The 23,186-nt window shown below is 48.5% G+C and carries 21 protein-coding genes; 16 read left to right on the top strand and 5 right to left on the bottom strand.

All coding sequences use genetic code 11. The features are described from left to right. Positions 1-57 precede the first annotated feature (57 nt). The 5 genes from ACFVS2_RS10425 to ACFVS2_RS10405 all read left to right on the top strand — a co-directional run bounded on the left by ACFVS2_RS10425 (position 58) and on the right by ACFVS2_RS10405 (position 5,081). Positions 58-1,722 (top strand): methyl-accepting chemotaxis protein, encoded by a 1,665-nt coding sequence (locus tag ACFVS2_RS10425; protein WP_390233558.1) that lies wholly within the window; start codon positions 58-60, stop codon positions 1,720-1,722. Positions 1,723-1,802: 80 nt separating this feature from the next. After that, positions 1,803-4,064, top strand: a complete 2,262-nt coding sequence (gene recD2 / locus ACFVS2_RS10420; RefSeq protein WP_390233555.1) for an SF1B family DNA helicase RecD2 — start codon at positions 1,803-1,805, stop codon at positions 4,062-4,064. A gap of 74 nt (positions 4,065-4,138) precedes the next feature. Continuing rightward, positions 4,139-4,618 (top strand): PRC-barrel domain-containing protein, encoded by a 480-nt coding sequence (locus ACFVS2_RS10415; RefSeq protein ID WP_173618886.1) that lies wholly within the window; start codon positions 4,139-4,141, stop codon positions 4,616-4,618. Between the two features lie 34 nt (positions 4,619-4,652). Further along, positions 4,653-4,859 carry a hypothetical protein gene (locus ACFVS2_RS10410; RefSeq protein WP_007717618.1) on the top strand — a complete coding sequence of 69 codons (207 nt, stop codon included), beginning with the start codon at positions 4,653-4,655 and terminating at the stop codon, positions 4,857-4,859. A gap of 27 nt (positions 4,860-4,886) precedes the next feature. After that, complete coding sequence (locus ACFVS2_RS10405; RefSeq protein ID WP_228088569.1) at positions 4,887-5,081, top strand: hypothetical protein; 195 nt, start codon at positions 4,887-4,889, stop codon at positions 5,079-5,081. Positions 5,082-5,197: 116 nt separating this feature from the next. Here ACFVS2_RS10405 and ACFVS2_RS10400 read toward each other — a convergent pair whose 3' ends face one another. Beyond that, the gene (locus ACFVS2_RS10400; RefSeq protein WP_007717619.1) at positions 5,198-5,884 is read right to left on the bottom strand and encodes a TerC family protein; all 687 of its coding nucleotides are present in this window, start codon (positions 5,882-5,884) and stop codon (positions 5,198-5,200) included. A 379-nt stretch (positions 5,885-6,263) separates the two neighbouring features. Between ACFVS2_RS10400 and ACFVS2_RS10395 the strand changes: the two genes are divergently transcribed. From ACFVS2_RS10395 to ACFVS2_RS10355, 9 genes are all read left to right on the top strand, one after another. After that, on the top strand, positions 6,264-7,328 hold the full coding sequence (locus ACFVS2_RS10395) for an AI-2E family transporter (protein WP_173618885.1): 1,065 nt from the start codon (positions 6,264-6,266) through the stop codon (positions 7,326-7,328). Positions 7,329-7,641: 313 nt separating this feature from the next. After that, on the top strand, positions 7,642-10,290 hold the full coding sequence (gene alaS, locus ACFVS2_RS10390; RefSeq protein WP_390233552.1) for an alanine--tRNA ligase: 2,649 nt from the start codon (positions 7,642-7,644) through the stop codon (positions 10,288-10,290). A gap of 110 nt (positions 10,291-10,400) precedes the next feature. Further along, on the top strand, positions 10,401-10,661 hold the full coding sequence (locus ACFVS2_RS10385) for an IreB family regulatory phosphoprotein (protein WP_007727936.1): 261 nt from the start codon (positions 10,401-10,403) through the stop codon (positions 10,659-10,661). Positions 10,662-10,670: 9 nt separating this feature from the next. Then, on the top strand, positions 10,671-11,087 hold the full coding sequence (gene ruvX, locus ACFVS2_RS10380) for a Holliday junction resolvase RuvX (RefSeq protein ID WP_064200790.1): 417 nt from the start codon (positions 10,671-10,673) through the stop codon (positions 11,085-11,087). Positions 11,088-11,092: 5 nt separating this feature from the next. Further along, complete coding sequence (locus ACFVS2_RS10375) at positions 11,093-11,383, top strand: DUF1292 domain-containing protein (RefSeq protein ID WP_007727932.1); 291 nt, start codon at positions 11,093-11,095, stop codon at positions 11,381-11,383. A 146-nt stretch (positions 11,384-11,529) separates the two neighbouring features. After that, entirely contained in the window at positions 11,530-12,630 is a 1,101-nt protein-coding gene (mltG, locus tag ACFVS2_RS10370; RefSeq protein ID WP_390233547.1) for an endolytic transglycosylase MltG, read from the top strand. Positions 12,631-12,735: 105 nt separating this feature from the next. Further along, complete coding sequence (locus tag ACFVS2_RS10365; RefSeq protein WP_007727930.1) at positions 12,736-13,371, top strand: O-methyltransferase; 636 nt, start codon at positions 12,736-12,738, stop codon at positions 13,369-13,371. A 51-nt stretch (positions 13,372-13,422) separates the two neighbouring features. After that, positions 13,423-14,067: a uridine kinase gene (gene udk, locus ACFVS2_RS10360; RefSeq protein WP_173618881.1), complete on the top strand. Its 645-nt coding sequence runs from the start codon at positions 13,423-13,425 to the stop codon at positions 14,065-14,067. Positions 14,068-14,173: 106 nt separating this feature from the next. Next, positions 14,174-16,000 carry a peptidoglycan D,D-transpeptidase FtsI family protein gene (locus ACFVS2_RS10355; protein ID WP_390233544.1) on the top strand — a complete coding sequence of 609 codons (1,827 nt, stop codon included), beginning with the start codon at positions 14,174-14,176 and terminating at the stop codon, positions 15,998-16,000. On the opposite strand, the gene ACFVS2_RS10350 is transcribed toward ACFVS2_RS10355, so the two are convergent. Further along, positions 15,912-16,403: a Mov34/MPN/PAD-1 family protein gene (locus ACFVS2_RS10350; RefSeq protein WP_173618879.1), complete on the bottom strand. Its 492-nt coding sequence runs from the start codon at positions 16,401-16,403 to the stop codon at positions 15,912-15,914. The two genes, ACFVS2_RS10355 and ACFVS2_RS10350, sit on opposite strands and share 89 nt — an antisense overlap. A gap of 217 nt (positions 16,404-16,620) precedes the next feature. Between ACFVS2_RS10350 and ACFVS2_RS10345 the strand changes: the two genes are divergently transcribed. Continuing rightward, positions 16,621-17,685, top strand: coding sequence for an HD-GYP domain-containing protein (locus ACFVS2_RS10345; protein WP_390233540.1), 1,065 nt, complete (start codon positions 16,621-16,623; stop codon positions 17,683-17,685). Between the two features lie 190 nt (positions 17,686-17,875). Beyond that, a complete protein-coding gene (locus ACFVS2_RS10340; protein WP_390233538.1) occupies positions 17,876-18,442 on the top strand; it encodes a GNAT family N-acetyltransferase in 567 nt (188 codons plus the stop codon). Positions 18,443-18,532: 90 nt separating this feature from the next. On the opposite strand, the gene ACFVS2_RS10335 is transcribed toward ACFVS2_RS10340, so the two are convergent. The 3 genes from ACFVS2_RS10335 to ACFVS2_RS10325 are packed head-to-tail and all read right to left on the bottom strand — an operon-like array spanning position 18,533 to position 23,093. Beyond that, a complete protein-coding gene (locus ACFVS2_RS10335) occupies positions 18,533-19,252 on the bottom strand; it encodes a DUF1266 domain-containing protein (protein WP_390233536.1) in 720 nt (239 codons plus the stop codon). 20 nt (positions 19,253-19,272) lie between these two features. Next, positions 19,273-21,393: a tetratricopeptide repeat protein gene (locus ACFVS2_RS10330; protein ID WP_390233534.1), complete on the bottom strand. Its 2,121-nt coding sequence runs from the start codon at positions 21,391-21,393 to the stop codon at positions 19,273-19,275. Next, entirely contained in the window at positions 21,393-23,093 is a 1,701-nt protein-coding gene (locus ACFVS2_RS10325) for a molecular chaperone HscC (protein WP_390233531.1), read from the bottom strand. The genes ACFVS2_RS10330 and ACFVS2_RS10325 overlap by 1 nt, the downstream gene beginning before the upstream one ends. Positions 23,094-23,186: the final 93 nt, after the last annotated feature.

Here is a 23,186-nt window from a genome sequence, read left to right as displayed (position 1 = left end):
AGTACTAATCCTGAAGAACTATTATAATTCGGATCATCCGATAAGGAGAGGACTTTCATGTTGGCCAGACGCTACTCTATTCGCTACAAACTGGTGTTTACGATACTCATCCTAACCATGCTTCCATTAATGGTCGTCGGCTATATCCAATTTGAAAATGCACGCAGCGCGCTATATAAGCTGGCTGTATCTGACTTGCAATACATAACGGAAATGAAGGCACGCGAGCTAGCTGTTTACGCTCAAGATGCAACGATTAGTGAGGGAAACAGACAGAAAATTAACGAACTAACACGTGAAGTGGCCGAGCACTACTACAAGCCAAATGGTATGGTTGGCTACGCCTATATCTTGGATGCGAGTGGAATTGCCATCTTTCATCCAGACCCGAAAGTCGAGAATACCTCTTTGGCGAATGAAGAATTCACGCAAGTCATGCTCGCTCAAAAAAACGGTTGGATCGAATATGAATTTGGAGGCTCTACCAAAGTGGCGGCGTATCAGCAGCTGCCAAACGGGTGGATTTTAGCCATTGGCAGCTACGAGAATGATTTGCTGACGACGATTGAGAGTAGTCGTCCGATGATGTTTCTCCTCAACCTGGTGAGTGCTACCTTAGCGCTCGTCACAGGCATTTTTATTGTCAACAAGCTGGTACGACCGCTAAAAGAGTTGGTATCGGCAATGAAGCGTGCAGAGACAGGAGATTTGACCTCGCATGTGACTGTACGTTCCCGGGATGAGCTCGGGGAATTATCGTCGATGTACAACGAGATGATGGGGGTATTTCGCAGCATGGTCAACGAGGTGCAGCGAGTAGCTCAACAGGTCGCGGCAGCTTCGGAAGAATTAACAGCGAGTGCGACAGAAAGTGCCCGTGCCTCCGAACAGATTTCTATGGCTTCTTCGGAAATCGCTACAGGTTCCGAACAACAAAAACAAACGGTGACGGATACAGTACGCTTTTTGTCTCGCATCGGAGAAGATATCCAACTCATTGCGGCCTCGACCTCTCAAGTAAATGCTGACGCGACAGACGCAAATCGAATGGCACAGGTTGGGGAAGGCAAGCTGAACGAGCTCGTACAAGAAATGGATCAAATCACGGATCATGCCCGTCGAACGGAGCAGGTTATCCGCGAGCTTGGCTCTCAATCCGAGCAAATCATCGGAATCATCACGATCATTCGTCAAATATCCAACCAGACGAATCTATTGGCTTTGAATGCCGCCATCGAGGCTGCACGGGCGGGGGAACAGGGACGCGGCTTTGCGGTTGTGGCCCAAGAGGTACGTAAGCTGGCTGAGCAATCGGGTGAGGCTGCAGAAGAAATCGCAAGCTTGATTCATACGATCCATACAGATATTCTCGCGGCTGTATCGGAAATGGGAACGACTGCAGTCGCTATACAGGATGGACGCGAAGGAGTGGCGCAGGCAGGAGACAGCTTCCAGCAAATATTGGTGGCCGTTCAAGACGTCAGCCAGCAAGTACATCGTATGAACGATGCAGCCCAAGCGATTCATCGCGATACAGTTCAATTGGTGAGTCACTCCGAAAAAATAGCTGGACTTGCGGAAATAGCGGCCAGAGATACGCAGGAAGTGGCAGCAGCGTCTGAAGAACAGTCAGCAACGTCTGAGGAAATGACGGCAGCATCAGAAACGCTTGCGAAAATGGCCGAGCAGTTGTCAGAACAAGTAAAACGATTTACAATTTAAGATGAGCATATGAGAAATCCACTTTCAAGAGAAGTGGATTTTTCCTTTCTGGAACGGTTTTTATGTAAGGAGGCGTTTAGATGGACGAGCAGCAGTCAATCTCGCTGTTTGCAGAAAACTTCATTAGAGGATTTGTTTCTCAAGAAATTTTTTACAAGGAAGAAACGTGGTACGGAGTTATCCGTCTTAAGATAGAAGAGACTACCGAATCGATTAAAGAATCGGAGGTCATTATTGTTGGTAATTTTCCTCGCCCGCATCCAGATGAGCTGTACACCTTTTACGGTGAATGGAAGACACACCCTCGTTTTGGGCAGCAGTACGTAGCAAATCGCTATGAACGTGAAACGCCAAAAACATTGGCCGGGGTTGAGCGCTACTTAGCCAGTGGCTTGTTTCAAGGGATTGGAAAGAAGATGGCCAAACGAATTGTCGAGCAGCTCGGGGTAGATGCGCTGTCAATTATCGCGGACTTCCCGGAGCGATTGGCTGAGGTACCAGGCATTTCTGAACAACGTGCCAAAACGATCTATGATTCAGTAGTCGAGCATCGTTCCTTGGAAAGTGCCATGGTTTTCTTGTACGACTTCGGCATTGGTGTGAACATGGCACTGCGTATTTATCAGACCTACAAGCTGGAAACGATGACAGTGTTGAAGGAAGAGCCTTATCGGTTGATTGAGGATGTCGTAGGAATCGGCTTTAAGCGGGCAGATGACATTGCACGAGCAACTGGAATCGCTGCTTCCTCAGAAGAACGTGTGAAGGCGGCGGCCCTCTTTGTCTTACAGGAGGCTTCGTATTCAGAAGGACATGTTTATTTGCCTGTGGAGGAGCTTTGTGAAAAAACGCTGGGCCTTCTCGAAGAGTGCGGGGGGCACGTCTTTTCTGGAGACGATATTCGACTGGCCGTGGAAGCTCTGTTTGTGTCGAGCAAAATTGCCTGGGAAGATGAGCGGGTGTATTTGCCCTCGCTGTTTTTTGCCGAGCTCGGTCTTGCCAAAAGACTGCGTCACTTCGCTGAGCGGGATGAATTCGGCACGTTCCCGACATCAGAATTATACCGTGCATTAGGGGCGGTTGAGGATGAGCTGGGGATTACGTATGCCCAGACACAGCGTGATGCCATTGAACAGGCGATCAAAGCAGGTCTGATGCTTTTGACAGGGGGACCTGGTACGGGGAAAACGACAGTCATTCGTGGGATCTGTCGTGTCTTTTCTCAGCTTCATGGATTGTCTCTGGACTTGAAAAAATACAGCGAAGAAAATCCGTTCCCGATCGTTCTTGTGGCTCCTACTGGACGTGCAGCAAAACGTATGACAGAGACTACGGGTTTACCAGCGATGACCATCCATCGCTTGCTCGGTTACAAAGGGGAGAGCTTCGAGCATGACGCGGAGCACCCAATCCGTGGCCGGCTATTAATTGTGGATGAAATGTCCATGGTCGATATCTGGCTCGCAAATCAATTGTTTCGTGCGGTCCCAGACGACATGCAGATCATCATGGTAGGTGACCCTGACCAGTTGCCTTCCGTAGGACCAGGCAACGTCCTGTTGGATATGATTCGATCTGGATTGCTACCGCTGGTACAGCTGACAGAAATTTATCGGCAAGCAGAAGAGTCAACCATTATTCGCTTGGCCCATGATGTACGCAAGGGGAATGTACCGGCAGATTTGCTTCACACCACCCCGGATCGGCGATTCTTCACAAGTTTGCCACAAGAAGTTCCGGAAGCAGTGAAACAAATTTGCTTCGGAGCCGTAAAAAAAGGATATACGGCAAAAGATGTTCAGGTATTAGCCCCTATCTATAAAGGTAATGCCGGTGTGAACCGGTTGAATGAAGAATTGCAGGAGCTGTTTAATCCGAAAACACCGCAAAAGCGTGAAGTTACTTTCGGAGAGACGACTTTCCGTACTGGAGACAAGGTTCTGCAATTGGTGAACAATGCTGAAGAACAAGTGTTTAACGGTGACATGGGTGAGATCGTCGCCATCTTTTTCCCGAATGAAAATGCGGAGAACCAGGAGATGCTGGTCGCTGCTTTTGATAACAGGGAAGTGGTGTACAAGCGTTCGGATTATCATCAGCTGACGCTTGCCTACTGCTGCTCGGTTCATAAGTCTCAAGGCAGCGAATTTCCGATTGTGATCATGCCGTTTGTCAAAAGCTACTACCGTATGCTCAGACGCAAGCTGGTCTATACCGGGATTACCCGGAGCAAATCATTCCTCATCATGTGTGGAGAGCCGGATGCGTTCCGCGCTGCTGTAGAGTCTGATGAGGAGGGGGTACGGTACAGTTACCTAGAGGAACGGCTAAAGCAAGAGTGAAGTTGGAACCATTTGCGCCGAATGGACGTGTCTATTTCGCCTGATACTAACAAGGCGGAAGGGGGATGTCCCACATGCGCAAGGCAATGGATGCAGTCGGATTGCCAGTTGTTTGCCTACAAACAGGGGAGACGATTGGAACCGTGCGTGACATTCTTTGCGACTCCACTTGGCATGTACGAGGAGTCTTGCTGAGCGAACAGGGCTGGTTCCAATCAGGCACCTATATTCCTACCGAACATATTCATGCGGTCGGGGAGTCCTGCCTTACCGTATCGGGAAAAGACGCGATCACGCCCTTACCTAATCTCGCCGGACTTGAGCCTGTCGGCATTGTGACGGGAAAGATGAAGTTAAAAGGAAAAGCGGTGATAACCGCATCCGGAGAGTGTTTGGGGAGGCTGGAAGACGTTTACTTTTCAGCCAACTGGGAGAAACTTGTAGGGTACGAACTATCGAATGGCTGGCTCGCAGATATTACGGAAGGACGAAAGCGCCTCCCTGCACCAGCATCCGTTATCATCGGGGAAGAAAACCTGATCGTGCCGGACTAGTTCGTGGCCAGGCGTGAAAGGGAGGAAAAGCGTGATGCGTGTCATATGCCCGAATTGCAGTTCCAAAGACGTAGGAAAGATTGGAACCAATCAATACTATTGCTGGAACTGCTTTATAGAAATGAGCGTTTCCAATGAGCAGATCGCTTCTGTCTACCAAGTTGAGGAAGATGGATCTTTGCATTCGCTCAACGATCTGTTTATTGAGGATCAGACAGTAACCGCTCACTTGAATATGTAGTGGATTTGAGCGGCAAAACCAATGGAGGTGGCACGCTTGTTCATTCGAGGCCTGTTGCGGGTTCTAGCCACAAGCGGAATTGTGGCGATCATTGGCTATTGGATGGCTCCGCGACGTCGCAGTCGGTTTTCATTGAATTGGAATCAGTTGCCCTTCTCCATGCGTGATGTAACGCGTATGTGGAAATCAGGTCGCAAGCTGATGCGTGCCGTTACTCGTTAACACAAAATGTGAAGTGGAACGTAAATAAACACCCGAACATACACTGTGTTCGGGTGCTTTTTTTTCGACATACATGAAAAAGCTCCGTCGCGGAAACGACGGAGCCTTGCTTTGCATTAAGATTGTTCTGCCAAACGTTTTTGCTGTTGGCTTTTCATACGTCCGATCAACAAGACACCAACCACAACAGCTACGATGAATACCCATTTGACCCAAGGGTAAGCGGCAAAGAATGGTGTGAGGAACTTCTCGCTTGTTACCATGCTCGCAGCGGTATACGCCAATACGGCAGAACCGATATAGATAACAATCGGATATTTCTCGATCAGCTTCAAGATCAATGTGCTACCCCATACCATGATCGGAACACTGATGATCAAACCGATAACTACCAGAAGGAAATCACCATGTGCTGCACCAGCAACCGCGATAACGTTATCCAAGCCCATTACTGTGTCGGCTACGATAATCGTCCAAATCGCTGCTCCAAGTGATCCACTTGCCTTCATATTCTCATGACCATTATCTTGAATCAGCAATTTGAGGGCGATCCAAATGAGAATCAAACCACCTACAAGCAGCAGACCAGGAATTTTCAGTAACCAAACGACAGCGAGTGTCGCCAATGCACGAATGACAATTGCACCAACCGTTCCCCAGATGATAGCTTTCTTTTGCTGATGAGCAGGCAGGTTACGAGCCGCCATCCCGATGACGAGGGCATTGTCCCCGGCCAGCACCAGGTCGATGATAACGATAGAAAGTAATGCGGTCCAAAACTCAGGGCTTAACAATAAATCCATTTCTCTTCCTCCTCCTAATCCATTTTGGAAGCGAATAATCCGCTGGCCGTTTTCTTGATACCTCCTATAGTGTGTGTAAAGGGGCGAAAAAGAAAACGACCTTTCCCGGGACAGGAAAAGGTCATTGGAAAAACAAAAATAGACCTTTTACCTGGTCGGCAAAGGTCTTGCTTACAACATTTACGAAAATGTTGCCAACATAGCCGGGGAAAAATCCCGTAATGACGACTATGTTGCGAAAAAGCTACTCCCCTTTGGAGATATCCTCTTGTAATTACATACTACTGAACACGAAATTGTGTGTCAATAGGTTACATGAAATTAATGTGAATGAGACAAGCTAAAAAAGATGTATGCAAATAGGGAGGAGTTGGGGAACGTGGATGAACTTCGGCGAAGTCGTCTATTTGCTGCTGCTGTTTGGCTCATCGCACTTTTGGTCATCGGCAATCTGCTTTGGCTGCTCCGACCAGTCCTGTCACAGTTGTTTTCGCTCATAAAAGAAGTGCTCGTTCCCGTCATATTGGGACTCGTCATCGCTTACTTGCTCCATCCGGTCGTGCAATTGCTAGAACAAAGAAGAGTTCCGCGCTTAATGGCAGTCCTGCTCATTTATGGCTCATTTGTACTGGTGATTACTATTGCGATCATTAACGCCATCCCTGTTTTTACGAAACAATTGGTGGAGCTGTCAGACGATATTCCCCGCCTGATGGATTGGTACTATACATGGATGAGTGAGTGGGAGGCACGAAAGTATTTCTTGCCGGATAGCATCTCGAAGGGGGTGGACCGGGTGATCATCCAGTCGAATGAGGGAATGTCTCATTCTGTATCGAAAATCGTGGATAATGCTCGGCATTCGATGGGAAAACTGTTCGCTTTTGCTATTGTGCCGTTTATCGCTTTTTACTTTTTGAAGGATATGAAGCAATTGCATGAGACGGGGATGTCGATTGTTCCAAAGGCTTATCGGAAGCAAGTGCTGATCGTCCTGCGTGATATTAATGAATCCTTGGGGAAATACATACATGGACAAATGATTGTCGCCCTGATCGTAGGCGTTTTCGCATACTTGGGCTACTGGTGGATCGGCATGCCGTATCCTTTTGTATTGGCTGCATTCGTATGTCTCACCAACATCATTCCGTACATCGGACCATTGATTGGGGCGGCACCGGCAGTTGTGATCGCGATTACGATTTCCACCAAGACTCTATTACTCGTTCTCGTTGTCAATCTCATCATTCAAATCGTGGAAGGGAACATTTTGTCCCCAAACATCGTTGGTCGTTCTTTGCATTTGCACCCGCTTCTCATTATCTTGGCACTGCTGGTAGGGGAGACTGTAGGGGGGATCATCGGGCTTATCGTTGCTGTCCCGATTCTTGCCGTTTGCAAAGTGATCGTCAGCCGAATCGCTGTCATGATGCATGAAAGTTGACAGTGATCAGGTAAAATATTTATAATATGGACAAAGTGATTTATGTGAAATCAATGAGGGAACGAGTATGTTGCAGACCTTTTACAGAGAGGGCGCTCCATGGTTGAGAGGGCGACCAAAAGAAGAGCAGCAGAAGGCTACTCCTAAGACCGGGCAAAACCCGGCGGCTTGGCACCGTTAGACGCCACTTAAGCGACAGGCCTTGGCTCAGATACGTGTAGCGAGCCTGTAAGCAGGGTGGTACCGCGAGAAAATCAGTTCTCGTCCCTGAGGGGATGGGGACTTTTTTTATTTTTAGATGAGGAGAATGTAGATGAAGAAACTGACAGGCAATCAAATCCGCCAGATGTTCCTCGACTTTTTTGTAGAAAAAGGACATCGCATTGAGCCTAGCGCTCCATTGGTTCCAATCGACGATCCGTCCCTTCTGTGGATCAACAGTGGTGTGGCGACTCTCAAGAAATATTTTGACGGCCGAATCATCCCGGACAACCCGCGCATCACGAACTCACAAAAGTCTATTCGTACGAACGATATTGAAAATGTGGGACGTACTGCTCGCCATCATACCTTTTTTGAAATGTTGGGTAACTTCTCTATCGGTGAGTACTTCAAGGAAGAAGCGATTGAATGGGCATGGGAGTTTTTGACGAGCCCAAAATGGATGGGCTTTGATCCAGAATTGCTTTCCGTTACCATTCACCCAGAGGACGAAGAGGCATTTGAGCTGTGGAGCAAGAAAATCGGTGTTCCAGAAGAGCGAATCATCCGACTGGAGGGCAACTTCTGGGATATCGGAGAAGGCCCGAGCGGACCGAACACGGAGATTTTCTATGACCGTGGAGAAGCGTTCGGAAACGACCCGAGCGACCCTGAGCTGTACCCAGGTGGGGAGAACGAGCGTTACCTGGAAGTATGGAACCTGGTATTCTCCCAGTTCAACCACAATCCAGACGGTACCTACACGCCGCTGCCTAAGAAGAACATTGATACGGGGATGGGTCTTGAGCGCATGGCGTCAGTCATCCAAGGTGTAGACAACAACTTTGAGACAGACTTGCTGTTCCCGCTGATCGAAAAGACCACAGAAATCTCCGGAGTGAAGTATAAAACAAGCCCTGAGATGGATGTAGCATTGAAGGTTATCGCTGACCATGCACGTACGGTTGTGTTTGCGATCGGTGACGGTGCGCTTCCATCCAATGAAGGACGTGGCTATGTCATTCGCCGTCTGCTTCGCCGTGCCGTACGTATGGGGAAAAAGCTGGGCGTGGAGAAGCCATTCCTGTACAGCTTGACTGAGACAGTAGGCACGATGATGGGCGAATTCTACCCAGAGGTTGTCCAAAAGCGTGCGTTTATCGAAAAAGTTATTCGTGCCGAGGAAGAGCGTTTCCACGAGACACTGAACGACGGTCTGGCGATCCTGTCTGACATGGTAAAGGCAGCAAAAGAAAGCGGAAAGACACAACTGTCTGGTCAAAATGTCTTCAAAATGTACGATACGTACGGATTCCCTGTTGACTTGACGGAAGACTTCGCAGACGAGCAAGGGCTGACGGTCGATCGCGATGGCTTTGATCAAGCGATGGAAGAACAGCGTGAGCGCGCACGTGCAGCACGTCAAGATGTAGACAGCATGCAAATCCAAGGTGGTCCATTGTCTGATTTGACGGTTACGAGCCAATTTGTTGGTTATACTGAATTGGTAGCAACAGGTAAAGTTGAAGCGATTATTTTGGACAACCAGCTGGTAGAAGAAGCAGAAGAAGGTCAAACCGTACAAATCGTTCTGAGCCAAACTCCTTTCTATGCAGAAAGCGGCGGTCAGATCAATGACGAAGGTTTCCTGATTTCTGATATCGTGAAAGCACGTGTGACAGATGTACAAAAAGGACCAATGGGTCAAAATGTACATTCCGTCATCGTTGAAGCAGGTACCCTGCGCAAAGGCGATGAGGTTCGCGCGGAAGTGAACCGTGAAGCACGTCTGGCTATCACCCAAAACCATACAGCGACTCACTTGCTGCATCAAGCACTCAAGGATGTCCTGGGAACGCATGTCAATCAGGCAGGTTCCTTGGTAGCACCGGAGCGCCTCCGCTTTGACTTCACTCACATTAGCTCCATTACTCCAGAAGAGCTGGAGCGTATCGAAGCGATCGTGAATGAAAAAGTGTGGGCAAACCTGAGTGTCGAGATTTCCAACAAAGCATTGGCTGAAGCAAAAGCGATGGGCGCGATGGCGTTGTTCGGTGAAAAATACGGTGACGTTGTACGCGTTGTAAAAGTGGGCGAATACAGCTTGGAGCTGTGCGGCGGATGCCATGTGAACAATACCGCTGAAATCGGTCTGTTCAAGCTGGTTAGCGAGAGCGGTATCGGTGCAGGTACACGCCGGATCGAAGCAGTAACAGGACGCGGCGCTTACCAGTTCTTGAACCAGCAGTTCACTACGCTCAAAGAAGTGGCGCAAGCACTCAAAGCACCGGTACTGGCAGAAGCACCTGCACGTGTAGAAGGTCTGCAACAACAATTGAAAGAAGTACAGCGCGAAAACGAGTCCCTGCGTGCAAAACTGGGGAACATCGAGGCAGCGTCGCTGACGGATAAACTCCAACAAGTAGACGGCATGAATGTACTCGCTGCACGTGTTTCCGCTGTCGATATGGACAACCTGCGCGGCATGGTAGATGAGCTGAAAAACAAACTCGGCTCCGCTGTCATTGTGTTGGGTGCGGTCGATGGCGACAAGGTGAACCTCGTTGCAGGTGTAACCAAAGATCTCATGGATCAAGGCATTCACGCTGGCAAGATCATCAAAGAAGTCGCAACTCGTTGCGGTGGCGGCGGTGGTGGACGTCCTGATATGGCACAAGCCGGTGGTAAGGATCCATCCAAGCTGCAAGAAGCACTGGATGCAGTGGTTGACTTCGTGAAGAGTCAAGCAGTAGCGAAATAGTGCGATTGCACGAGAAATTTGTATAATCGACAGGAGTAAACGAAATCCGAGTCGAATACAAAAAAGAGTAGGTAATCAAAAGAGTCTCAAAGGAAATCGAGGTGTTGATTGTGAGTTCGTTGGATAATACCATGAAATTCACGGTGCCCAAGGAAGCGAATGCGGCGGATGTGCAAGAAACATTGACAGAGGTGTACAAAGCCCTGCAGGAAAAAGGATACAACCCGATCACCCAGATCGTAGGTTACTTGCTTTCTGGCGACCCGGCGTTTATCCCACGCCACAACAACGCGCGGAGCCTGATCGGCAAATTGGAACGGGACAAAATCATAGAAGAGTTGGTGACCGTTTACTTGTCAGAGCGCAAGTAGACCTTAACGATGACACGATTGATGGGGTTGGATGTAGGCGACAAGACGATTGGAGTGGCTGTCAGCGATGAGCTGGGATGGACTGCGCAAGGAGTAGAGACCATCAAGCGACAATCCAAGGAAAAGGATTTTGCCCGCCTGAGCGAATTAGTTTCGCAGTATCAAATTGGGGCTTTCGTCGTTGGTTTGCCCAAAAACATGAACGGAACCATTGGCCCGCGTGCTGAAATGTGCCAAGCATTTGGCAAGCTTTTGGAGGAACGCACGTCTCTTCCTGTCCACATGTGGGACGAACGCTTGACGACGATGGCGGCAGAGCGTATGCTGATCTCTGCTGATGTCAGCCGTCAAAAGCGAAAGACAGTGATAGATAAAATGGCGGCCACTTTAATCCTCCAAGGATATATGGACGCGAAATCGAGGTGACCACAATGAGTGAAGAGATGATGGAAGAGTTCGAAGTGGGCGATGTGATCGCGCTAACGGAAGAAGGTACCGAGGAACCGCGAGATTTTCGTATCATGTACATTTTTGACATTGAAGACCGCAGCTATTTGGTGCTCGTACCAGTAGATCAGGAAGAGGAAGAAGAGTACGAGGTTCACTTCCTGCGTTATGATGGTACAGATATGCTCATGCCAATCGAAGATGATGAAGAGTGGGAGCAAGTAGAAGCTACCTTCGAAACTTTGATTGCTGATTTGGAGAAAGACGGAATTTAATAGATTCGTGAGAAAAGGGTCCGCAACTGGCGGGCTCTTTTTTATGACTTTTTTCGCCAAAATCACCCATGAAGTGACAGTTGGATAAGCCTCTTGTATAATGGATGGGATGGAGATAAAGAGACCCTAAAGGGAGGATTTCTAGCTTGAAACCAATGTCAGCGAAGCCTGATTTTAACCCTGGCCGCCCTATGACGCATCGACGCAGACGCGGCGGACGAATTGTGATGTGGCTGGTTGCCTTATTGTTGTTGATCATTTTGGCTGCGGGGGGAGCAGCGTGGTACGTGTACCAGCAATTACAGCCAGTAGCAGGTGAACAGACGGTGAAAAACGTGGCGATTCCGTCCGGTTCATCCGTACAAAAAATCGGCCGACTACTGGAAGAACAAGGCCTGATCCGAAATGCCGATGTATTTAATTACTACGTGAAGTATAAAGGCGTGGCCCCTGATCTTAAGGCGGGAGAATACCAATTTACGACCGGCCAAGCCATTGACGAGATACTAACTGCCATGGTGGAAGGAAACACGGTGATCAATGCGAACCGATTTACGATCCCAGAAGGATGGAATGTCGAACAGATCGCAGATCATCTCGATAAAGAAGGCATTGTAGAGAAGGCGGCATTCTTAAAAGAAGTAAATGAAGGTGCATTCCCCGACTATCCTTTTGTCGCAGCCATTCCGAAGCATGCAGACCGAAAACACCGTCTGGAAGGGTATCTATTCCCGGAAACGTATGAGGTAGACAAAGACACTACGGCACATGATGTCGTCTCGCGTATGCTGGCTCAATTCCAAAAGGAATGGAAGCCAGAGTGGACAGAGCAGCTGAAGCAGCACGATTTAACACTGGATAAAGCGGTTAATCTCGCATCGATCGTTGAGCGTGAAGTAACAGTAGACAAAGAGCGTCCACTTGTAGCAGGCGTGTACTACAATCGGATTCGCGATAAGTGGCCGTTGCAGGCTGATGCTACCGTCCAATTTGTTCTCGGCAAACAACGGGACCGTCTGACCTTCGAAGACCTAAAAGTAAAAAGCCCGTACAACACGTACACAAATCCTGGATTGCCACCGGGGCCGATTGCCAGCCCAGGCAGAGCTTCACTTGAAGCAGTCGTCAATCCGGCGAAACACGATTACTTTTTCTACGTGACGAAAAAAGATGGAACGTCCGAGCATTACTTTTCCAAAACACTGCAAGAGCATGAAGCAAACGATAAGAAAAGCAGGGGAAACTAACCAAGTTTCCTCTTTTTTTTGCATGCGATCAACAACGCTTGACGTAGCCAAGCTTTCTCAAGGTGTGCTATAATAGTTCGGTTGTAACGAAAGAGGAGTGAAATCATGATTACCAATCCGGCAATTGACGACTACGTGTCAAGCCTGGTTCCCGAGCGTTCTCCGCTGCTCAAGCGACTGGAGCAGGAGGCGGCAGAGGAAAACATTCCGATTGTGCAGCTCCCGTCCGCTCAAGTCATGCGGATGTTGTTATTGCTGCATCGTCCCAAAGCGATTCTTGAAGTGGGTACGGCAATTGGCTATTCCACCATTTGGCTTGCAGAAGCTGCACCGGAAGCGCGAATTGTCACGATGGACATAGATGAAGATCGATTGGTGAGAGCACGGGAAAATATAAAAGAAGCAGGATGTGCAGATCGTGTGGAAATACTCTCACGTGACGCCACATTAGGGCTGCCGGAGTCGTATCAATTTGACTGCTTATTTATCGATGCAGCCAAAGGTCAGTATCGAGTATTCCTCGATTTGTATCTACCGCTTCTTCGTGAAGGCGGTTTGGTAATCAGCGACAACGTCCTGTTCCGAGGGCTGGTGGCGACCCCTGAAGAAGCGGGCAAGCGCCAGCGCCCGATGGTGGACAAGCTGCTTTCTTATAATTCACATCTGATGGAGCGGCCTGATTTAGAAACGACATTTATTCCGGTCGGAGACGGGTTGGCCATCAGTATGAAAAAGAAGTAAAAACATAGGGTCGTACATGTGTAAAGCATCATGAGGAAGGGGACATGAATCATGGGTAACCCCGTATTGATTGGGGTAGCGGGAGGCAGTGGTTCTGGAAAAACGACTGTAGCAAAGGAGCTGTACCGCCAGTTCCAAAATGACAGTGTAACGATGATTGAGCAGGATTCCTACTACAAGGATCAAAGCCATTTGAGCCCAGAAGAGCGGGCGTTGACGAACTACGACCATCCCTTCGCTTTTGACAATGATTTGTTGCTTGCGCATTTGCAAGAGCTGATGCAAGGAAAAGCGATCCAAAAACCGATCTACGACTTCAAGGAGCATAACCGCAAGCCGGAGCAAATCCAGGTCGACCCGAAGGATGTCATCATTCTGGAAGGAATGCTAATTCTAGAGGATGAGCGGATTCGTGATTTGATGGATATCAAGGTATTCGTCGATACCGATGCGGACGTGCGTATTGTACGCCGAATCGTACGTGACATCGAAGAGCGCGGTCGCTCCCTCGATTCTGTGGTGTCACAGTACCTAAATGTCGTTCGACCGATGCATTTGCAGTTTATTGAGCCGACCAAGCGATATGCAGACGTCATCATGCCAGAGGGCGGCTACAACCGAGTAGCATTGGATCTGTTGTCCACGAAGATCAGCAATATTTTATTGGAGAAGCAACAATTCGCCAATCAATCATAAACACCTAAAAGCGCACCGTGACATACGGTGTGCTTTTTTCTTTGTTCGTTGTTTCTGTCGCGTACATTCCGGCAATACTGGTGAAAAAAGCCAGGGAGGGAATTCGATGCAGCTGGATCGACGAATCAAAAGACGTCACTTTCTTGTATTGCTGTCCATGTCGTTGTTATGGCTCGGTTTGGTCGCGCGCTTGTGGTGGATTCAACTCGGATCGCCTCATCGATTTTCTCGGCATGGCGTTGATTTGGTAAAGGCATCAGTAAAGCAAAGACAGCAAAGCATCGTGCTGCATAGCGGGCGTGGCGATATCGTGGATCGAAATGGGTACGCCTTTACCGGAGAAGAGCATCTCGCCTTGATTTTGTTCCCGTTGGCGCGTGGGAGCCTGCAAGGTACAGATGGCTTGCAGCGATTGGCTCACATAACCGGAGAATCCAAGGAACGGCTGTCGGAGACCATGGAAAAGGCAAAAGTACCGCTGCTCATGCGAGAGGATTCCGGCAAGCTGGTGATGCTCACCGAGCGGCAGGCTGAGGAAATTAATGCACTTGCCATCCCAGGAGTTGTGGCTTTGGCGGTGACAGAGCGATACCGCGCGGATGAAGTAGCCAAGCATCTGATTGGTTTTATCCATAAAAATCCCGACATGGTGCAGAAGCTGTATCCAGATGAATGGACCAGCGGCAAAATGAATGCCGAGAGCACGCTGGGAGCATCGGGTCTGGAGCGAAGCTTTGACCGATTTTTACAGGGGGTAGAGCCGTCTGTCTTGTCCTATTATGTAGATGGGCACGGACAACCGCTCCGAGGGTTGGATATTCGCTATACGAAGCAGTCGAATCAATACTATCCGTTGTCATTAACGACTACATTGGATGCAGCACTCCAGAGAAGCATGGAGGCAACAGCCGATCAAGTAGGGTTAAAAGAGGGCAGTATCGTCGTTTTGGACGTACAAACAGCCGATGTTCTTGCAGCTGTGAGCCGCCCTACCTATGATCAAACGAATGTCACGGGAAACGCAAGCGACTGGAAGAATCGCGCATTCAAACAACTCCCGCCAGGTTCTGTCTATAAAACAGTGGTAGCAGCAGCAGCCTTGGCAGAAGGAATCGTTTCACCAATTGACCGTTTCACATGTACAGGGGAGTACGGGAAGTACCAATTCTCCTGCTGGAAAAAAGAAGGTCACGGCAGTGTGACACTGGAAGAAGCGTATGCCCAGTCCTGCAACATTGCGATTGCCCATATCGCCAAGATGGTGGGCGGAGAAAAGTTGGAGGAATATGCAAAAAAGCTGGGCTTGACCACTCAAGTGGGGCATGTTACGCCCAATCTGTATAAACTGAAAAACTTCAAGCAGCTGGATGGTGAAGAGCCGGGTAGAGTCTTTGCAGAGGGAGTATCCCGCGACGATGAAGGCGTCCTGATTCAAAGCGCCATCGGTCAGCGGGATGTACGAATATCCCCTTTGCAAGCGGCCAACATGATGGTAACGATTTTGCGTGGCGGTCAAAGCTCTCAAGTAAGGCTGGTAAAAGAGATCGCATACCGAAATGGTCAGTCGTTCCATACATTCCCCGAGCAGGAGCTCTCTTTGGACGGAATTGACTACGTCACAGCCAATAAATTGCGAAAAATGATGCGCAAAGTCGTCACAGAGGGAACAGGAAAGATGCTCATGAATTCCGCTTGGCAGGTGGCAGGGAAGAGCGGGACTGCGCAAATCGGGGATGCGAATGGCAACAACCACCTGTGGTTTCTCGGGTACGCCCCGTTAGAAGAGCCGCGTTACGCCATTTGTGTCGTGGCAGAAAATCAGCCGAGCTGGGGAAAAAACCAGGCTATGGAGCTTTTTCACCGAGCTGTTGCTGAGCTTGCCGATCATACAGCTCAATCTTCCCAACCTCGCGAAGAGTATTTCCGAGGATGAATCCTCTTGCGTTAATTTGATTGTTTTTACTTAGCCCGACGATCAGCATGAGGGGAGAGGAGGACATGTACATGGATTGCGACGCTTTTGCCCAAATGGTTCTCTTGTCACCTTTGCTGGGAGAAAGACGTTTTACCGTATGGCTATGCCAATCACCAATGTATTTCCATTGTCGATGTCTGCTTAATTTGCGGACGAGCTTATTGAGATGCGTGTCATCGAAAAAAATAGAATGTGGCTGGTGAATCGCATTTGGGCCTGGTTCACTTGCATACGTAACGACCCATCTATCCTCACCAAGTGGGTATCCCATCATGACCCCTCCTGTTTCCAGCGAGGGTTTTTTTCGTACGGCTTGCTCAATCTGTTTCCACGCTTTTGGTGTGATGTACAGCGTCGTCATGAGACGTTCGTCCCTCCTTGATAAAACCACTGACATTTGCTTGATATCATATGTATGCGAATTATGAAATGTCCCGGCGTCCAGCAAAGTTATGAATTGTCGAAAAAAAGATTGTAACTCACCTTCTTCCTTTCTATAATTTGAGTAAAAGTGTGAGTTCAAAAAGTCGGCTTTTTGAACAACCTCTAAAAAGACGGAGACTGGAAAGGTTGATTGTATGCCTTTGGCACCTGTTGATCTCTCACTGATTGGACAAGTTTTAGCGGCTGATTTGTACACCGAACAAGGAATTTTGCTGCTGGGACAAAACACGACGATCACGCCTGCCCATGTGATCCTATTGCAAAAGCAACGAGTCCGTGAGGTTGACATTATACAGAGTCTGACGGAGGGAACCGGTGAGGAAGTTACTTCTCAACTATTCCAACTAGAGGCAGATTCTGAGACCGTTGCTGCTTATGTACAAGCTCTCGACAAAACGAGACTACTCTTCGATGGACTGACAGTTGGCGTGGCACCGGGCCTTGATCATTTTTCCAACATCTTTTATGAGGTAGCAGAAAAATCGACGAAGCATTTGGGTTTGTTCCGGAACTTGTACGTACTAGAAGGGGCAGACAGCTATACATACCGACATTCATTAAATGTAGGCATTCTCTGTTCGCTCATTGCTCGCTTGATGAAATGGGATGAAGAGCGAGTAGCATTCATGGGGACAGCGGGATTTTTGCATGATATTGGAAAAATGAGGGTACCCAAGGAAATATTGCTTAAGCCAGGCAAGCTAAGTGAAGAGGAATTTGCGATCATGAAGAAGCATACCGTCTACGGCTATGAAATGATCCGTGAGATGAAGGGTGGGTCTGAGCTGTTGGCATTGTGTGCCTTGCTTCATCACGAGCGACTCGACGGATCTGGCTATCCGGAGCAAAGAATAGGAGAGAGCATTCCGATCGAATGTCAGGTGCTCGCCGTTGCCGACATGTTTGATGCGATCTGTTCTGATCGAGTGTACAAAGGGAGAACGTCCCCATTCGAGGCGGCACAGCTTCTGTGGAAGGAAGCCTGTAATGGAATATTGAACGTTGAGATCGTTGCACAGTTTGTCCGCTACATTGCCTTGCTGTACGTAGGCGCGAAGGCGAGGTTGAGCAGCGGGGAAGAAGTCGAAGTGATTCTTATCCATCAGGATGAACCGATGCGCCCGTTGGTACGAAGAAAGGGAGAATTCCTCGATTTGCGGCATGATCGCAAGCTGACGATTGAAAAAATGATTGGGTAGGAAAGGCAACGCGAAAAAGGTGAAACCGCTCTTGGGAAATGAGAGCGGTTTCATTGTTGCTGATCTGTGAACGATCGTCTTGAAAGCTCGATCCGCTTGGCAGATTGTGACACAATGAAAGTGTGCATGATAGACAAAGAATCAAAAAGAGTCGTGTCGTGCGAATGCTCGAAACGCAAGGAGGAAACACATGATACGCAAAGCGGAACCTACAGATGCAGCTTTTGTTGCGCCATTGATTTATGATGCCATTGGAGATATCGCGCATACGCTGACAGGTGCAACGGAGGCAGCGGATGCGATTCGCATGATGGAAGCGTTTTTTGCGAAGGAAAATAACCGACTCAGCTACGAAAACGCGGTGATTGCCATGGATGGAGATGTACCGGTAGGACTGGCGCTCTTTTATCATGGGAGCCAAACAGAGGTGCTCGATCGTCCTTTCGTTGAGCATGTCCAACGTTTGACTGGCGAGACGATTACGCTTGTAAAAGAAGCAAAGGATGACGAATTTTATTTGGATTCTGTCGCGGTTGATTCCTCATGCAGAGGGAAGGGGATCGGATCACTTCTGCTGGATGCCTTTGAAAAAGAAGCGATTCAGCGCGGGCATGACCGAATCGCTTTGCTCGTTGACGAGGAAAAACCACGTGCGCGCAAGCTGTATGAATCACTCGGCTATCGTGAGGATGGGACAGTGATCGTAAGCGGGCATAAATTGAGCCATATGGTGAAGGACATATCGGAAAAGGCGTAAGAAGGCCTCTGTCGGGCTTGATACAAGAACAAAAAACGTTTCCCGTTGGACGTAGTACTAAAAGTCCGAGGGAAACGTTTTTTCGTACGCTTAGCTGCTAAAAGAGGGCACGCTTTCTACTTGAGGTGAGGACAGGTAAGGTGTGAGATCAAACTTCCAGTCAAATTCACGGATCGGGCTGTACTTACCCGTCAGGAGCTTCAAAATATGAGCTTCGGTTGCTTTACTCGTATTTTTGGACGCGCCTGCTTCGTCGTATAGATTGCCGCATGCATACGCAAATAAATACTCTTCCCAGCTCGAATAAGCGAGTTGGATTCGCTTGGCTACGTCCAGCATGCTTTCTACGGCATCTGCCTTGGGAAGATAGGACTGCTGGGCGCCTGCTTTGCAAATAATGAGATACCAAGCGTAATCAAAGGCGGCAATGCCTGCATGTGGGAGTCTGTTCATGTACGAGTACACGATCAACTGCCGGGCTGACTCTATGTCGCCTTTTTTTAAGGCGGCGATGTAGTTGGAACGATTGCCAGCGCTGAGTGCGGATAATACGTGGCGATGCTGATCAAATTCAGCTCTTCGCCCATGTTCCAAAAACCAAGTCAATCTCTCTTGTGTTTTCGCAGCATCTCCCGTATCCCATCTGTTATCAATTCGAAGCCGCAAAAACGTATCGCGCAGGCGGTTGTATTCGTGGATTGCCAAATAATAAGCGAGCCGCTTCTGATTTAAGCAAACAGAGGAAAGAGCATGCAAGTAGCGGCTTAACTTTGGGTCGATCTCTTTTTCGTTTTCTGCTTCTTTTGTCATGGAATTCCTCTCTGCCTCCTTTAGTGGAATGTCAATGCTTTGCGAGTTTTGGGAATCTCGCGAATGATGCGGATGTAATACAACATGGAAATCATCGCGAGAATGCCCAGAAGCCATGATCCCGTCCAACCTTTTTCTTCCAAGTCAGGCTTGGCATTGATATACGTATCGGTCATGAGAACCGCAGTGTGCGGATGCTTGCGTTTGTCCAAAGCATTCACAATGACAGGCAACATCTCACCATCCGGTATCTCCTTGAGCGTTCCTCGCATCGTAATGGAATGTTTGTCATGAATTTCTTTGGCATGGTCATAGTCCGTAATGACAATGATCGCTTGTTGATCCAGATAACCCACATTTACATAACCGGTGTCAGAGTTTAATAGATCTCGCTCTTCGGCATTAGCAGCAGGAATGAATTCGGCTTTTGGCTCGGGATGCTTCTCTTTGTCATAGACGCGGAGCATATTGATATAGGAAGCTTTGGTCAATGTAAATTCCACTTGGTAGCCAAGCGGAGTTTTTTTCAACTCGTCCATCGTCTTAACTTGAACAGGCTTAAAGTGATTGACCAAGGAGTCAAACATCTGCTCCGAAGTCATCTCCAGCTTCATGGATACAACAGCAAACATAGCGTAATGGAGCAGAAGGAGAAAAATAATCGTCCAAATGTTACGTCTCATGTAAATAGCAAAAAATTGCTTGAACCTTGATAACTTGCCAGGAAGCCCGAGTGCGCGGAAGCTTTTTCTCCTAGCGGCTTTGGCTTGCTTGTTTGCAGTTGGCTCGGTCCTCTTGTTAAAGGGAGACTGTATTTGTGTCAGGCATATCTTCGCGTCGATATCGGAGGGATTATGCGAAAGCATCTCCTGAAAAACCTCTTGAGCCTTCTCCCATTCCCCTAGCTGAAGATAACCTTTCCCCAGCAAGCTACGAGCGTCCCACAGTTCTGGCATGCGAGTGAGGATTTCCTCGCAATCTTTGATCGCATCGGCGGCATCCCCTTTTTCAAGGAAAAGCCGGGCACGATACAAATACGCATCGATGTTATCTGGATCAAGACGTATTAATTGATCAAAGGTATGAAAGGCACGATTCTTATTCCCGGTTCGCAAAAAATATTCGCCCTGTAAACGGATCAAATCGGGGTCAAGCGCGTACAGGGCATGGGCTTTTGCCAGATAGCTCTGAGCCGTTTCCCAATCATTTTCCATGAGGGCAAATAACGCATCGCTGCGCCATTCTAGAAACGCTTCAATATCCAAGTCCTCGCGATTCTCAAAAGAGTGGTAACGCAGCGTGAAGGTCTGATTGAGCTGGCCGTTCAGGTAAGCGACAAAACGTCCTGAGAGCTGGCTTGCGAGCTTTTCCGATTTCTCCCGCCATTGAAAATGGGAATCGAGCAGCTTCCACACCTCGTGAGGCAAGTGATAGTGTTCTTCTAAAAAGTGGAGAAATTGCGTATCGATGAGTTGATGGCAGCCGACATTCCACATGGCCTCGTCATTCAGCAACTCACGCCAGTTCTCAAGCTGGATTCGTTCGTGATAGTTATCGTACAACTCTTGTGTACGGTGGAAAAAACGCTCCACCATATCATCGGGGTTCATGGAGCGCTCGGAATGATCGTAGCTCTCCGTGAAATCGTACCGCTTGGGAATGGGGATTTCTTCTTGCAAGAGTACTTCTTGCGTTGTTTCCTCTAAAAACCTGTCAAACAGTGTGAGCCGCTGCGGTGGATCGAAGTTAGGCTGCTCTTCTTCTACTGGTTCAGAATGCCACAGCTCGTAAAGACGTCTCGGCGGCTGGAGGTGAATCGCCTCTTCTTCGGAATCGGTATTCGCCAGCTCATAGCGCTGCCGTGGCGGTTGAAGGGGAACCGATTCTTCTTCCGATTCATGATTCTCGCCTTCATCCAGTTGTCTCGTCTGTCTTCTTTCAGGTAGGGGCGTTTCTTCGAACATACGATTCCGCTTGGTATTGCGTGTGTACTTTAGGGCGAGGTCATACGCCTCTCGCAATCGCTGAAAGCCTTCAGGATCAACTTCCGGATTGTGCACCTTCAACTTTTTGGCATAAGCTTTTTTTATCTGGGCAGGATTGTCCGTCGGTTCAATCCCGAGAATCTCCCAAATCCCCATTAATACTCATTCCACCCTTCAAACATGTCCAGCTGCTGCTTCAATTCCTCTGCTGCTTTGGCGATGTCTCTTTCATTTTGGGTAGAGAGGACACTTTCGAAGCGGCGTAAGTAATTCGCAATGATCATGCGGTCTTCGCCCAACGCTTCCTCATACATACGCTCGCCTTTTGCCAGAAGTAATCGATTTTCGGTTCGCTCTCTGGGGTGGATCTTAATATTTTGAAGGGCCTGAAAACGCTCCTCAATTTCTTTTTTTGATAGGCTGCCCGGATTTTTTTCGATGACGGCCGTGCTTTTGACTCCTGTAGAGACGACAGTCACTTCGACTTCCAGAATCCCGTTGATGTCATATGTATAACGAACATCGATAGATTCCTCGCCCTTTTTGGCAGGGGGAACTTTTACATTCAATTCGCCAAGCTTGAGGTTATGTTCGACGCGTCGGCTTTCCCCTTGATACACGTCAACGAGAATGGAGCGTTGAAAATCGACTACGGTGTATAGCCGTTCTACCCGGCTAACCGGGATTGGCGTATTGCGCTCGATGATCGGAAAGAAGTAGCCATCCTCGTGTTTGCCGTTTGCCATGGTTTGTACAATACCCGTACCGAGTGTGTATGGGCAAACATCGGTCAAAACAAGCTCGTTTAACGCCTCGTTGCGTTCCTTGAGTGCTGCTTGAATCGCTGTTCCCAATGCAACAGCCTCATCGGGATTAATATGGGAATAGGGCAGTCGCCCAAATATTTTGCTCACGATGGATTTGATAAGCGGCATCCGTGTCGCACCGCCAATAAGCACGATTGCGTCCAGTTCCCGAGGGGAGATGGATGCGTCTCGCAAAGCACGCTCGATGGGCTGACGTAGTCGTTGAAGCAGAGGAAACGCGAGATCTTCCAGCTGATTCCGGCTGAGGGTCGTTTCAACCAGCTCTCCCTGGATATTGACACTCATTTTCCCTTCTTGCTCGGAAAACAAGGCGCGCTTGCACAACTCAGCTTGTTTGTGGATGGAAGAACGCGTTTTGCTGTCCAGTGTGTTGAAATCGAGTCGATGGGCTTCTATAAAATAAGAGGCAATCAGATCGGTAAAGTCTTCGCCGCCCAAAAAGTTGTCTCCAGCGATTGATTTTACTTCCATCACACCTTCGAACATTTCCAAAATAGAAACGTCAAACGTTCCGCCACCTAAATCGAATACGAGGAATTGTGTCTCGGATTCCTCTTGATGGAGCCCATATGAGATCGCGGCGGCAGTCGGTTCGCTGATCAAACGCTCTACTTTCAGTCCAGCAAGCTCTGCCGCTCGTTTCGTTGCTTTGCGTTGTGTGTCGTTGAAATAAGCAGGTACACTGATAACCGCTTCGTGAACGGGGTACCCGAAATGAGCCTCAGCGTCCGCCTTCAAAGATTTAATCACAAAGGAGGAAAGGTCTTCGGCAGAAAGGGAATATCTTCCCAGTTGGTATCTTTTTTCTGTCCCCATAAATCGTTTGAAGGTAGAAGCAGTACGATCTGGGTGAGTCAAGAGGCGCTCTCTGGCGATTTTTCCAATCAAGATCTCGCCGTTCTCATCGACGCTGACCACAGAAGGAGTCAGTGTTTCTCCGAGCGCGTTTGGAATGAGCACGGGTCCATTCTCAGTCCAGTAGGCCACCAGACTGTTCGTCGTGCCCAAATCAATTCCAATGGTGGTCATCAGCTAGGTCCTCATTTCCGTGTTTTTTCTACAAGTATCGGTAAAATTCGAGACTTTGTAGATAATTTTACCATGAAAAAAATGGATATAATT

The organism is Brevibacillus sp. NPDC058079 (assembly GCF_042885155.1).
Classification (GTDB): domain Bacteria; phylum Bacillota; class Bacilli; order Brevibacillales; family Brevibacillaceae; genus Brevibacillus.
The sequence above is the reverse complement of the archived record's forward strand: the minus strand, read 5'-3'. Positions and strand labels throughout refer to the sequence as shown.